Below are 12,858 nucleotides of genomic sequence, written 5' to 3' on the forward strand. Positions count from 1 at the left end.
AAACTTATATTTAACTCGGCTTGAAGATATCGATCGCTCTTATTCTTGATGTGCGATCGATTATTCAGCAAGCCCTAGTTAACGTGATCTCGATGAGGGCGATCGCAACTGGGAAACACAGGCTCCTCTGACTCGTGCCCACCACCAACTGAGTGAGATTGCCCAGGTGCGGACCAGACAATATCTTTCAGCCCAGTAACTAAAATTATAAATTGGAGGCTCAATCTTATATCATGTCCGGGTACTTACCCATAATTAAGTAGCAACTGGAACTTGAGGCCACCAGTGAAAGTTTGTTAAACCCCGAATTAAATCTTGTTGTTGGAGTAATTGTTGGCAGCGATCAAATAAAACCTTTTCTAATTCATCAAGATTTTCAAATGTTCGATTAGCAAGAGGCTCATTTGTAAGCGGCCAAAGTCGTAACTGCTAACCGCAACTCTGTTGCCGTGAGCAGTTACTGAAATTACCTAGCGCCAACAATTACTAATTTATCTCTTTTTAACAAGCGAATAACTGGACATAACACTTTTTTCTGTTCGACTTGTATTAGAAACCCCATGTTTATCTCACAGCGTCCAGAATACAGGAAATACCCTTTTTTGAACTATGGCACTTACTATTAAGACATTATAATCTTTCCATTGAGTTCTATCCCAATGCAATTACTAATTGACACCCGACTTTTAGGTGACGGGCTATACTCACTTGTTTATGGGTTGGGAGCAGAAAAACTACAATAGTCAGAGTCAAGTATTAGGCGTTTTTGAGCTGCCGTTGGAAACAAATTTGGTATGATTCAGGTAACATTTTTAAATGATGGGGCTTCTTAACAATACTGACCCATCTTTTTTTACCATGAATTGGTCATAACCCCGTCAGCTAGGGGTTATGACGGGGGTGTCACCCCGTCAGGTGTATTGGCTGATCTATTTTACACCATAAGCTCAGGAGAGCCAGAAACGTTATATATTTCTGCGTCTCGGACTGATATAAAAAAAGAAAATTAATAGTGTAGGTTTTGTTCATCAACCTAACCTACACTATTAATAATTTGTGTAAGGGGAATGTTTATTCCTAACTCTCATTATTCACGAGACGGAAGTTACGGAAATACGGATAACTGTTGTTTTCCTGAGTCTTTCTTCTTCCTTGCTTCTTCCTCCTTCTTTCCACGTCCCCATTCCTAATTACCAATTCCCAAATGACTCGCTTAGCCACAACAATAGAAGCCATACTTTACCTAAAAGGTCAGCCAGTGTCGATCGCAGAAATTGCCGAGATTGCCAAGTGCGATCGAGCCGAAGCCGAAGACGCCATCATCGAACTCATGTCTGACTCGTCCCACCGCGACAGTGCATTAGAAGTCGTCGAAACCCCCACAGGATACAGCCTGCAACTCAGAGAAGAGTTTGCCAGTTTAATGCAAACTTTAATACCTCCAGAATTAGGTGTGGGAGCTTTGCGGACGCTGGCTGCGATCGCCCTCAAAGGCGGCATCGCTCAGCCAGATTTAGTTAACTTGCGAGGTTCAGGAGCTTACCAACAAGTGCAGGAGCTGGTAGAAATGGGTTTCGTCCGCAAACGGCGACCGACTGAGGGGCGGTCGTATTGGTTACAAGTTACCGAGAAATTTCATCGGTACTTTCAAGTAGATCAACTGCCAAAACAATTGCAGCTTGACTTTCAGGCAAATTTGTACCCAAGCAATGACGAGTAGTTTGAAGTAGAATGTAACCAGCCAGAAATTAAGAATCGCCAAATGGTTTTTCACCCTGACTTTGACACATCCAATGCCCAACAAACCGCAGTCAATCCACTGCTGAAGTACCTCCAACACCAATCCCCGGAGGTTCTAGCCCACGTCGCCAAGTCCGTCAGCCCCGACATCAGAGAAATAATCTCTCATAACGTTCAAGGACTTGTCGGCGTTTTGCCTTCAGAAAATTTTAACGTCGAAATTACCACCGATCGCGAAAACTTAGCAGGTTTGCTAGCTTCAGCGATGATGACAGGCTATTTTTTGAGGCAAATGGAGCAAAGGATGCACCTAGAAGAAAATTTAGCAAGCACCAGCTCGATTAAACCAAACTCACCCAAAGACAAGTAAAAAGATCAACGGGTTGGGGAAGCAAGAAAGATGAAAGTTGTTCAGAAAAATCCATAATCCTGAATCATGGAGGCACAGGGAATTAAGAAACCGGGCTGTTAACCGGCTATCCCTCGCGCTACACCGAGGCTTTTGGTGAAAAAACCCGGTTACTGCTTCCAGGACTATAAAGCATCAGATTCATCTTCCATCCTCCACCCCTGCAACTAATACCAATTTCAAAAAAGAATGCAACTGTAGATAAGCTCCAAATCCTTATGCAGTAAGTCATTCTTAATTCTTTAATCGAAAATCGAAAATTGAAAATGGTATTACCCACCGGCGGAGCTACCCGATAGGGGAAAAGCACCCGGACGTACTTTAATTTTCTGAACTTGACCCAAACGGTTAATTTCCACTTCTAGTTCTTTGCCCACAACCGTGTTTTCCACCCGTTCTTGCACGTCACCGGGAGTGTTAACCGCAATTCCGTCAACTTTTTGAATGACATCTCCGGGGCGCAAGTCGGCTTTTTGAGCGGGGGAATTTTCCACGACTCGCGCCACGGCTACGCCTTGATCGAGGGTAATTTTATTATTATTATCGAGCTGTTTGTTGAGTTCTGCCTTGGTGGCGGCACTCAAGCTGACCATTTGAATGCCGAGATAGGGATGTTCGGCTCTACCTTTGGCGAATAGCTGATCGGAAACTCGTTTGGCGGTTTCGATCGGAATTGCAAATCCCAAGCCCTGAGCGTCCGCGCGGATAGCGGTATTGATACCAATTACTTCGCCTTGGTCATTGAGTAGCGGCCCGCCAGAATTGCCGGGGTTGATGGCAGCATCGGTTTGGATAAAGCGAACTCGCTTGTCGGGGATGCCGACTTGGGAACTCGATCGACCAGTAGCGCTGATAATGCCCACAGTCACGGTATTGTCGAGACCTAAAGGATTGCCGATCGCGATCGCCCACTGTCCCGGTACAATATTGTCCGATCGACCCAAAGCCACCTGCGGCAGTTCCTTAGCATTAATCTTAACCACAGCGACATCCGTCAGCGGATCGACTCCCTGCACCTTACCCTCAAACTCCCGGCCGTCTTTGAGAGTCACCTTAACAGTATCCGTCCCGGAGACAACGTGAGCATTAGTAACTATGCGGCCGTCCGAAGTGAGAATAAAGCCGGAACCCGTACCTCTCTTGGTTCGTTCTTCCGGCTGCGGCAAATTCTCCCCAAAAAACCGACGAAACAAAGGATTTTTGAAAGCTTCGGGCACTTGATTCGCCACCTTGGTTGATGCGTCAATCCGCACTACAGCCGGGCCGACTTTTTCCGCTGCTTCAGCAATAAAATTGGGATTGCTGCGATCGACCGCCCGATTTTCCAGAACTGGAGGAGACGCATAGGGGGGGATTTGCTGGCGTACTACTGGCAAAACCAATCCGGTTTCCAGATTGTTTGAGCCTTGCAGATAGCGATTTCCCAACCATCCCATACCTCCGCCGATTGACAGCAGAGTCACATAAAGGGTCGCTTGCTTAAAAGATAAACTCATTTAATAACTCCCGCTAAATACCTCATCCCCGCAGACAGGTTCCGAATCAAGCTTTTTTGTCTTGGCGACGGGAAGGAAGCGGGGCGGGGCGTACCGCTTCCTCAAGAACATAGCTGTTAACAGGCAGGCGCCCATCGGCATCACAGGCAATTTTGCCGGATTTGCCAAGAGCGACTCAAACTAATAATTCTCATCCTAACTTGGCTTAGCCTGGGATTTACAGTCTGGGGGTGGCTAGAGCTTTCAAATATGCACTTTTACAGGATTTTAAAATTGTCAACTGTCCGAAAGGAATACTTTTTTATGTACATAATGACTTTGAAACGCTTATTTCCGCTGATTTCTGCACTAATTTGGTCGATCGCACCCGTTGAGAAAACGGCGGCAAATACCGAAATCCCACCTGCAAATCTTCCTTTAGGTACACCTGTAGAAAACCCCGACCCCGCCCGCGATTGCCCCAGTCCGGCTATGTCTCGGTTGCGTCGCCACACTGTGGCCCAGGGCGAAACAATAGAAAGCATCGCGCGGCAGTACAGTGTGATTCCTGCGGCGCTGATCGGGATAAACCCGATGTTGCGGGGCGGTGGAGTATCTGCTGGAAGTGCGATCGTCATTCCTCCGTACAGTGGCATGGAGGTAAAAGTGCCTGCGGGCTGGAATTGGCAAAAACTGGCAGAAGCTTACAAAGTGCCCGCAGATTTGCTATTTGAGGCGAATGGGTGCAGGCCTTTGGGGAAAACGGTGTTTGTGCCAGCGGTGAATAGGTCGATCGGGCCTTCTATCAATCCCGATGCAACGCCATCGGTGGAAGGATTTCCGCTGCCCGCCCCAGCAGTGGAAGCTTTGCGTTACGGGCGGCAATTGCATCCGGCGCGGCGCGAATTTTTTTTCCACAGCGGCGTAGATTTTTTGGCGTCGGAGGGTACGCAGGTTTTGGCGGCGGGCGAGGGGACTGTCGCCTTTGCCGGGCCGCAGGGGGATTACGGGAATTTAGTGGTGGTGAACCATGAAGCGGGGAAGCAAACGCGCTACGCTCATTTGAAAGATATTGCGGTAAAAGTCGGTCAAAAAGTGCTGTCTGGAGAAGTTTTGGGAACTGTCGGGACGACGGGAAAACGGGACATTCCGCCATCTCATTTGCATTTTGAAGTTCGGTACAATTCGGGTTTGGGTTGGGTTGCTGAAGACCCGCTGCTTTATTTGCAAGCGACTATTAAAAAATAGGATTGTTAGTGTGCTGGGGGGGTGACAAGCCGCCCCCAATCCAGATGGGGTAAGGATTGAGCTGTGTTGTGGTTAAAAAAGATAGGCAGCAGAATTATTACACGATTGCCTATTCCCAAAAATATGTTACGAACATTTTACTAGACTCACTTACAAAAACAACTGACGCAAACCCCGTTTATTTTACTCACAATCTTTTTGAACCTGATAGAATCCGAGAAACAAGTAACGATCGCACTAATCGGGTTCCCATTAATCACTTATTGGTGAACAACTTATTGCCCGATCGCACATTTCTCTCAAATTCGATCGCCCCACTCAACACAAAAACCCGATCGCCCGATCAACAAAAAACCCGGCGGTTGAAACCCAAAAACCCCGGCGGTTGAAACCGCGTCTACACAGACAAAACCCGCCTTCGCGGGTTGAAGATTTCACCCGATGATTTTCAATCTCCGAATACCCTCTTCGTCCGCGTAGGCGGACATCGTTTGTGTAGACGCGGTTTCCAACCGCCGGGATTTCAACCGCCGAGGATTTCAAATTAGATTGCCCAAATCGACCCAAAAATCCGATTATCCCCCGCCGCTAACTCCCTCCAATCGCAGGAAATGCACCCGGCCCGATCGATCGCCCGCTACAACTGTCACTCCATCAGGGGCGATCGCGCAGCCAGAAAACGCACCGTCTCCGCTGAAACTAGCAACCTCTTTACCTGTGAGCAGATCCCAGATTTTCACGGTTTTATCGTCTGAAGCTGAAATTGCGAGTTTGCCGTCGGGGGCGATCGCTACTCCCCATACGGAGTCAGTATGACCGATGAGAATTCTCAGTTCCCTGCCGCTGTTTATGTCCCAGATTTTTAGGGTTCGATCGTTTGAAGCCGAAATCGCTGTATTACCGTCGGGTGCGATCGCTACTCCCCCTACCTCGCCAGTATGACCGGTGAGAGTTCTCAGTTCCCTGCCACTGTTTATGTCCCAGATTTTGAGAGTTTTATCCCGTGAAGCCGAAATTGCTCGCTTGCCGTCTGGTGCGATCGCGACTGCATTTACCCACTCAGTATGACCGATGAGAGTTCTCAATTTCCTGCCATTGTCGATGTCCCAGATTTTTAGGGTGTTATCCTCTGAAGCCGAAATCGCTGTCTTGCCGTCTGGTGCGATCGCAACTGATAATACCCACTTAGTATGACCGGTCAGAGTTCTGAGTTCCCTGCCGCTGTTTGTGTCCCAGATTTTGAGGGTTTTATCCCAGGAACCGGAAATTGCGCGCTTGCCGTCTGGTGCGATCGCGACTGCAAATACCAAGTTAGTATGACCGATGAGAGCTTTCAGTTCCCTACGGGTGTCTGTGTCCCAGATTTTGAGGGTGTAATCCCTTGAAGCCGAAATCACTGTCTTGCCGTCGGGTGCGATCGCAACTGATAATACCTCCCGAATATTACCAGCGATAGTTCTCAATTCCCTGTCGCTGTCAATGTCCCAGATTTTTAGGGTTCGATCGTTTGAAGCGGAAATTGCTCGCTTGCCGTCGGGTGCGATCGCGACTGCTGTTACCGCATAAGTATGACCGGTGAGAGTTCTCAATTCTCTGCCACTGTCGATGTCCCAGATTTTTATGGTTCTATCCCTTGAAGCCGAAATCGCTCGTTTGCCGTCTGGTGCGATCGCGACGGCAAGTACCACAGCAATATGACCGGTGAGAGTTCTCAATTCCCTGCCACTGTCGATGTCCAAGATTTTCAGGGTTTTATCCCTTGAAGCCGCCGAAATCGCTAGGAGGCCGTCTGGTGCGATCGCAACTGATAATACCGACCTAAAATGACGACGCATGAGAGTTCTGAGTTCAGTGCCGCTGTCGATGTCCCAGATTTTTAGGGTTTTATCCCCGTACCAGATTTTTTTATCGCCTGAAGCCGAAATCGCTCGTTTGCCGTCTGGCGCGATCGCGACTGCTAATACATAACCAGTATGACCGGTGAGAGTTCTGAGTTCCGTGCCGCTGTCGATGTCCCAGATTTTCAGGGTTTTATCCTCTGAAGCCGAAATCACTCGTTTGCCGTCTGGTGCGATCGCTACTCCCCATACCTCGCCAGTATGACCGATGAGAGTTCTGAGTTCCGTGCCACTGTCGATGTCCCAGATTTTCAGGGTTTTATCCCCTGAAGCCGAAATCACTCGTTTGCCGTCTGGTGCGATCGCTACTCCCCATACCTCGCCAGTATGACCGATGAGAGTTCTGAGTTCCGTGCCACTGTCGATGTCCCAGATTTTCAGGGTTTTATCCCCTGAAGCCGAAATCACTCGTTTGCCGTCTGGTGCGATCGCGACTGCTTTTACCCCGTCAGTATGACCGGCAAGCGTCTGCAGCGCACCCTCATTTGCCCTTTCCAGATTAGCCTTCAAAGGCCGCAGCCAAGGAGTATTTTTCGACTGCTTTGCTTGTTCTAGCATGGCTTGAATGTCATCAGGAGATGAGATTTTTTCCGTCACTTTTTTGACAGGTTTACGGGGGGAAAATCTAGAAATTAATGGTAAATACTCCCAAAAATACTTAGATTCATCTATAATCATAGTTATTTCATCAGGTAGCAACCTCCCCAACAAATGCCCTGCCAATTGCGTTTTATCCCTCTCCAGAACGTGCGCCGACTTCCGAATCGCCCCTTGAATCAACCGCAAAGTTTCAGTTTGCTCCGGCGATAGCAAAACATCAGAAACTCTCGCCAAATCGTAATCCTCAATTAACGCTTGAACCCCCAACGCATCCAACTTCGCCTCAATAAAATCAAAATCCGTCAACAACTGATGCAGCCTTTCCCCTTGAACGCTTTCCGCCAAATGCCCCGGCAGAGTTTCCAAAGCATAAAGCCGCTTTTTCGGCGACATTTTCCCCAACCTTTCTTTAAACTTACCCATTCCCGTACAAATCCCCCCACAAATTATCAGAAATTGCTGTTTCAATATCCCGCAATGACACCCCAGCTTTCTGCACCACATCCTTACGATGCAGAAATCTTTGGAAACTCGCGTGATAAATACTGTAATCTGGGGGAGTGTCGCTGCTACGGCGCAGAAACTGTTCCCAATCATCCAGAACTTCCTGCAAATCTAAAGCATCTTCCTCAGCAAAATCCGCCAAAATATCGCAGGAAACCGGCTTGCGAGTTTTGGTCAACAAATAAATAACCTTCAACTTCCGGCGGCGCAATTCTCTATCTCTAACCGCCATTTCCATCCGCGCCCAATGCTTCTCATAATATCCTTCCAACTCCCTCGGCAAATCTTGCAAATTCACATCGCTGTACTTGCCGCTGTCGATATCATTCAGCACATAGCGCAGGTACATAAAATTATTCTGGCTTTTTTCCGCCACCGCCGCCACAAACTGTTCGCGCTGCAAATTTTGACGGTTAATCCAATTCTGAATTGACGCGCTGTTCCCCGTGCGTTTGTCAATATAAAGCTTGACATCCGCCAAACTTTCTGCACTGTACTGCATCAAATCAAAAACCTGATGATTTGGCAAAGGCAGAGATTCCGGCCGCTTCGAGACAATAAAATAAACATTATCCGGCAAAGCATCTGGCAAATAGAGGACATTGCTGCCACGCCCATGATCGCTGAGATCGACTTCATCGAGGGCATCCACAACAAAAACTAACTTTTTTCCGCCCAATTTAGGACTGACTTCCCCTAACAATCGACTGAGAAAATTGCCATCTGTAGTTGCATTTTCGGGCAATTTTGGGTAATCCAGTTTAAAGGCTTGAATTAACTGAGTGCAGGCATTCTCCAGAAATTGCTTTGCCTTAACCGTGCCTTGAGATTGCGAGTTAAAATGGACAACACAGCGCCGCTTCATCAGCAGCACTAACTTTGCCATAATTGAACTTTTCCCCACACCCGGATCGGCTTCTAAAACAAAATATCCTTTGGGATTTTTCTGCAAGAATTCGATAATTGCTTCAAAGACAAATTGGCGACCAGTAAAGTCTTGAGTGCGGTCTGCAATAATCGTTTCGCACTCGTAGGGAAGCGGCAATCGGGGCGCGGAAGTATCAACAAATCGTTCCAGCAAATTCTGAACTTGCGCCAAATCGGATCGGATGCCAATTTCTATGGATTCCAATTTCCCCATCACTTGACAAATCTGCTGCCCAGTTGCCACGGCCTCCAATTTATGCAGAATTTCCCCATTTTGCAGCCCCAAATCTCTCAGTTCTGCCAAAGCAATTTGGTGCAGATTCAACAGCATCGCGGCAAACTTTTCTCCTCCCTTCGCCGCATCCAGTTTCAGCACTTCGCGGTACGCTTTCGGGAAAGTTGCGTACAGTTTGTCCGCCACAAATTCCACAATCTCCGCATCGAAGGATTTGCCCTCGCTGGCGGCGAATTCGTTGAGGAAAGTTGCCCAATCTGCCGTTGTCAATCCGGTAACTCGATCGAACTCCTCCGCATCCGCAGAAAAAATCTTGGTTAACTGGTCTTCGGAAATATTTAAACCCCTTGACAAATCGGCTGTATTCGTGTTAATATCCAGCCAGTATTCAGGAGTCTTCTCTGCTAATTGACTGAGTGCTGTTTCTGGATAAGGCAATTTTTTGGTTTCGGCGATCGCAATTAGGCGATCGGACTTCGCAACCTCTCTCAAAATATAGCCGATCGCCTCACCCGCCGCCTTAATCAAATCGTGATTATCGAGAATCCTCGGATTTTTGCTCAACCCTTCCGTCATCCGATTTGCCAGTTCATCAGCGGCCATAGTCTCAGCGAGACTACCAGCAATCGCTGCTAAAATAGAAACTCCCCCAAGTGCGATCGGGCCGCCGATCATACCCGCTGCTGCTTGTGCTCCCGGATTGGCGATCGCATTTGAAATAACTTGTCCAATAGCCATCACCGCACTGCATCCAATTACCCTAGTTTTAAAATTAGCTAAGTCCATTAGTGGCATAAAATAAATATTCCTCTTTTTAAAAGTTGGTAGTAATTATATCTTGTCGGCTGCCGTTTAGTCCGTCGCTGCGAAAATTTCAAGTTACTTTAGAGATTGTCGATCGCGACGCACCCTAGAATATAAAGTAAAATATAATTAATTATCTCGAAGTTCTTTTTCTTGCAAAATTTGGGTTGCCCAAACCCCATCTTCTTCCGATAAAGACGGTACGGGTTCTCGATTATAGTCGATCCGATAATCATAGCCAGCGCGATCGTAAATACCTGCAAATATTTCTGGGAAATTAACAATAGGTTCTACATCTTCCTCGCGCAAGGGAAGCGGAAATATAGGTAGAGAATCGCGGAGATTAAAAGCATAAAGTTCGGCAAACGGACGGCGATCGCTGGGACTGACTAAAATCCGATAATCGCTTTGAATAGAATTGTTAAGGATGGGCATAGATTCCCATTTTCGTAGTAAATCGATTTCGACTAAATTGGTTAAGCTACCTAAAATACTCTGGCGTTTTTTGAGATAAGTAATTCTTCCTTCTCCACTACGTTTGTTGACAGGAGAAAGAATTTCAATGGCGGTGACAACTTGTTTCGTTGCCATTTCTCGCACTTCCAAGTAAGTCTGTTTAATTTTTTCAGGAGCAGGCACTTTGACGGTAGTCGGAAGTGTTATACTTACAGTGGCAACTGAACCTGTAGGAATATTCGGGTTATTAGATTGACGCTTAATCGCGACATCGGGGATACCTACTAAAAGAGACTCGTCGTTACTTTCATTTAGATCGGTAATTTCATAGATTCGTTTGTCAATTGCCACCTCATATTTAGGGCGAATTTGAGGCATGATGGTATCAGCGATCGCGATAATCAATCGATTGTGAGTTTCCTGCCAGAAATCGGGGTGTTCTAAGTAGGGGTCCATTCCAGGAAAAGGTGAAGGCATAGAACTGTTCTCCGATGTATTGACTTTCAAATCATTTTAGCATTTTTAATTTTGTAGGGTGCGTCGCTGCGAGATTTTCGAGTGTCCCTGAAAAGTAGGGACACGGCAATGCCGTGTCCCTACAATAGCGACGCACCCTAGGGTATTTACAACAATGTCGCAAATATCAACTACAAAACAGCAGCAACACTTGCCATCAACAACCCTTGAAACAATTTCACCCCATCAGTTTCGCCCAACATCGGATCGGATGCCCGTTCTGGATGCGGCATCATTCCTAACACATTGCCTTGGCGATTGCAAATACCGGCAATATTATTTAACGAACCGTTGGGATTCCCAGCATCGCTAATTTTGCCCGCCTCTGTGCAGTAGCGAAACAGCACTTGTTCGTGGTCTTCTAACTCTGCTAATGTATCCGCATCAGCATAATAGTTGCCTTCACCATGGGCGATCGGCAAATCGATGATTTCACCGGAAGTATAAGCCGCAGTCCAACGAGTATTACCGCGTTCGACTTTCAAAGAAGCGCGATCGCAAATAAAATTTAATCCCGCATTCCGCACCAGAGCACCTGGCAACAAACCAGCTTCAGTCAACACCTGAAAACCGTTGCAGATGCCTAATACAAGCTTTCCTTGTTTAGCGTGTTCCGCAGTAGCCCGCATCGCCGGAGAAAAACGGGCGATCGCGCCGCACCGCAAATAATCTCCGTAACTGAAACCACCGGGAATTACAATGATATCAATATCCGAAATGTCGGTATCTTCGTGCCAAATCATCCGCGTCGGTTGGTGAAGTAACCCTTGAGTCACCCACACCACATCGCGATCGCAATTTGAACCCGGAAAAACAATAACTCCAAATTTCATAAGCTGAAGGAAGAAGGAAGAAGGAAGTTCGGCAACGGATTATGTAACGGATGTAACGGATGTAACGGATGTCAGGAAGAGGTGTCAACATAAGACTAAAATCTTATGTTTTTCTCCCTTGTATCGAAGTCTCGATCCCCCTAAATCCCCCTTAAGAAGGGGGACTTTGAGTCGTTGTAGTTCTTGTGTTTTTAACGAAGACTTTGAATGCTCTTGTCCCCGCTTTTTAACAAAGACTTTCAAAACCCTCTTGTCCCCCCCTTATTAAGGGGGGTTAGGGGGGATCTCCGGCTTTAAAAACACCCTACGGGCGATCGCATTTATGCCGCCGCTGTCTCCACAGCAACAGGAATTTCAGTCAAATCAAAGCGATAATTTTCAATCACTGGATTAGCCAAAAGTTGGTCGCAAACGCGATCGAGTTGTTCGCGGGCCTCCGACTCACCAGCAGCAGTCAGCGTCAATTCAACGTACTTCCCGATTCGCACACGCTCAACATTGTCGTATCCCATGTGTTGCAAACCAGACTGTACGGCAGTGCCGGCGGGATCTAAAACCGAAGGGCGGAGGGTAACATAGATTTGGGCAAGATATTTCTGAGTCACGGGAATGTTGCGGTAGGTGATGTGAAAGTTAGCCCCATTGTATTCTACAACCGAGCTGCGCGCCGATCGCCCTTTGGTTCGCCCAAGTAAGATAGCCTAGAAACAGGGACTGATTTGACTCTAGCAGATTACACAAAAAAATTATGAGAACCAACCGCACCCGCAGTCAGGAGCGTATTTTACACTTGCTCAAGCACTTGAATCGATCGCTCTCAGCGCAAGATATTTACTTAGAACTGCGTAACAGCGACCACAGCATGGGCCTAGCAACAGTTTACCGCTCCCTCGACGGTTTAAAGCGAGAGGGGTTCGTTCAGGTCAGAACGCTTGCTAGTGGAGAATCTCTCTACGGTGCCGCCCACCAAGACCAACATCACTTAACTTGTCTGGAATGTGGCACCTCCATTACGATCGACGAATGCCCCGTCCACCACTTAGAAAGCCAACTACAACAATCTCATTCTTTCAAGATTTATTATCACACTTTGGAGTTTTTCGGATTGTGTGATCGATGTACTTTGGCTCAAGAATCTTAGGATCGCGAATTAAATAACTTACAATTTTAATTGTTATTGTGGGATGGGCGTCCCGCCCGTCCTTTTTGGACG

Annotated in this window: 10 protein-coding genes and 1 pseudogene; 4 read left to right on the forward strand and 7 right to left on the reverse strand. The window is 47.2% G+C overall.

All coding sequences use genetic code 11. From position 1 onward, the window contains the following. Positions 1-255 precede the first annotated feature (255 nt). Positions 256-423 (reverse strand): annotated as a pseudogene (locus Q5691_RS26260) (IS630 family transposase); the annotation flags it as partial. 781 nt (positions 424-1,204) lie between these two features. Here Q5691_RS26260 and scpB point away from each other — a divergent pair. Both scpB and Q5691_RS26270 read left to right on the forward strand, forming a co-directional pair. Further along, the gene (scpB, locus tag Q5691_RS26265; RefSeq protein WP_333216442.1) at positions 1,205-1,720 is read left to right on the forward strand and encodes an SMC-Scp complex subunit ScpB; all 516 of its coding nucleotides are present in this window, start codon (positions 1,205-1,207) and stop codon (positions 1,718-1,720) included. Positions 1,721-1,762: 42 nt separating this feature from the next. Continuing rightward, complete coding sequence (locus tag Q5691_RS26270; protein WP_333216444.1) at positions 1,763-2,110, forward strand: DUF760 domain-containing protein; 348 nt, start codon at positions 1,763-1,765, stop codon at positions 2,108-2,110. Positions 2,111-2,421: 311 nt separating this feature from the next. Here Q5691_RS26270 and Q5691_RS26275 read toward each other — a convergent pair whose 3' ends face one another. Next, entirely contained in the window at positions 2,422-3,645 is a 1,224-nt protein-coding gene (locus Q5691_RS26275; protein ID WP_333348041.1) for an HhoA/HhoB/HtrA family serine endopeptidase, read from the reverse strand. A 303-nt stretch (positions 3,646-3,948) separates the two neighbouring features. Here Q5691_RS26275 and Q5691_RS26280 point away from each other — a divergent pair, with 303 nt between their 5' ends. Then, the gene (locus Q5691_RS26280; protein ID WP_333348045.1) at positions 3,949-4,872 is read left to right on the forward strand and encodes a M23 family metallopeptidase; all 924 of its coding nucleotides are present in this window, start codon (positions 3,949-3,951) and stop codon (positions 4,870-4,872) included. 575 nt (positions 4,873-5,447) lie between these two features. Here Q5691_RS26280 and Q5691_RS26285 read toward each other — a convergent pair. The 5 genes from Q5691_RS26285 to purS all read right to left on the reverse strand — a co-directional run bounded on the left by Q5691_RS26285 (position 5,448) and on the right by purS (position 12,250). Then, positions 5,448-7,793, reverse strand: a complete 2,346-nt coding sequence (locus Q5691_RS26285; protein ID WP_333348048.1) for a hypothetical protein — start codon at positions 7,791-7,793, stop codon at positions 5,448-5,450. Continuing rightward, the gene (locus tag Q5691_RS26290; RefSeq protein WP_333348051.1) at positions 7,786-9,831 is read right to left on the reverse strand and encodes an ATP-binding protein; all 2,046 of its coding nucleotides are present in this window, start codon (positions 9,829-9,831) and stop codon (positions 7,786-7,788) included. Before Q5691_RS26290 ends, Q5691_RS26285 begins: the two co-directional genes overlap by 8 nt. A 138-nt stretch (positions 9,832-9,969) precedes the next feature. Continuing rightward, positions 9,970-10,773 (reverse strand): DUF4058 family protein, encoded by an 804-nt coding sequence (locus Q5691_RS26295; protein WP_333348054.1) that lies wholly within the window; start codon positions 10,771-10,773, stop codon positions 9,970-9,972. A 170-nt stretch (positions 10,774-10,943) separates the two neighbouring features. Next, a complete protein-coding gene (purQ, locus tag Q5691_RS26300) occupies positions 10,944-11,645 on the reverse strand; it encodes a phosphoribosylformylglycinamidine synthase subunit PurQ (RefSeq protein WP_333348057.1) in 702 nt (233 codons plus the stop codon). A gap of 320 nt (positions 11,646-11,965) precedes the next feature. After that, complete coding sequence (purS, locus tag Q5691_RS26305) at positions 11,966-12,250, reverse strand: phosphoribosylformylglycinamidine synthase subunit PurS (RefSeq protein WP_333042010.1); 285 nt, start codon at positions 12,248-12,250, stop codon at positions 11,966-11,968. 143 nt (positions 12,251-12,393) lie between these two features. Here purS and Q5691_RS26310 point away from each other — a divergent pair, with 143 nt between their 5' ends. Then, positions 12,394-12,786 (forward strand): Fur family transcriptional regulator, encoded by a 393-nt coding sequence (locus tag Q5691_RS26310; RefSeq protein WP_333216460.1) that lies wholly within the window; start codon positions 12,394-12,396, stop codon positions 12,784-12,786. The last annotated feature ends 72 nt before the right edge of the window (positions 12,787-12,858 follow it).

The organism is Microcoleus sp. w1-18aA5, assembly GCF_036701705.1.
GTDB lineage: Bacteria > Cyanobacteriota > Cyanobacteriia > Cyanobacteriales > Microcoleaceae > Microcoleus.

Excerpts from the sequence above, each read along its gene's own strand:
- Q5691_RS26290 (WP_333348051.1), bottom strand. The coding sequence starts at position 9,831 with ATGCCACTAATGGACTTAGCTAATTTTAAAACTAGGGTAATTGGATGC.
- Q5691_RS26310 (WP_333216460.1), top strand. The coding sequence starts at position 12,394 with ATGAGAACCAACCGCACCCGCAGTCAGGAGCGTATTTTACACTTGCTC.
- Q5691_RS26285 (WP_333348048.1), bottom strand. The coding sequence starts at position 7,793 with ATGGGTAAGTTTAAAGAAAGGTTGGGGAAAATGTCGCCGAAAAAGCGG.
- Q5691_RS26295 (WP_333348054.1), bottom strand. The coding sequence starts at position 10,773 with ATGCCTTCACCTTTTCCTGGAATGGACCCCTACTTAGAACACCCCGAT.
- Q5691_RS26275 (WP_333348041.1), bottom strand. The coding sequence starts at position 3,645 with ATGAGTTTATCTTTTAAGCAAGCGACCCTTTATGTGACTCTGCTGTCA.
- scpB (WP_333216442.1), top strand. The coding sequence starts at position 1,205 with ATGACTCGCTTAGCCACAACAATAGAAGCCATACTTTACCTAAAAGGT.
- purQ (WP_333348057.1), bottom strand. The coding sequence starts at position 11,645 with ATGAAATTTGGAGTTATTGTTTTTCCGGGTTCAAATTGCGATCGCGAT.
- Q5691_RS26280 (WP_333348045.1), top strand. The coding sequence starts at position 3,949 with ATGTACATAATGACTTTGAAACGCTTATTTCCGCTGATTTCTGCACTA.
- Q5691_RS26270 (WP_333216444.1), top strand. The coding sequence starts at position 1,763 with ATGGTTTTTCACCCTGACTTTGACACATCCAATGCCCAACAAACCGCA.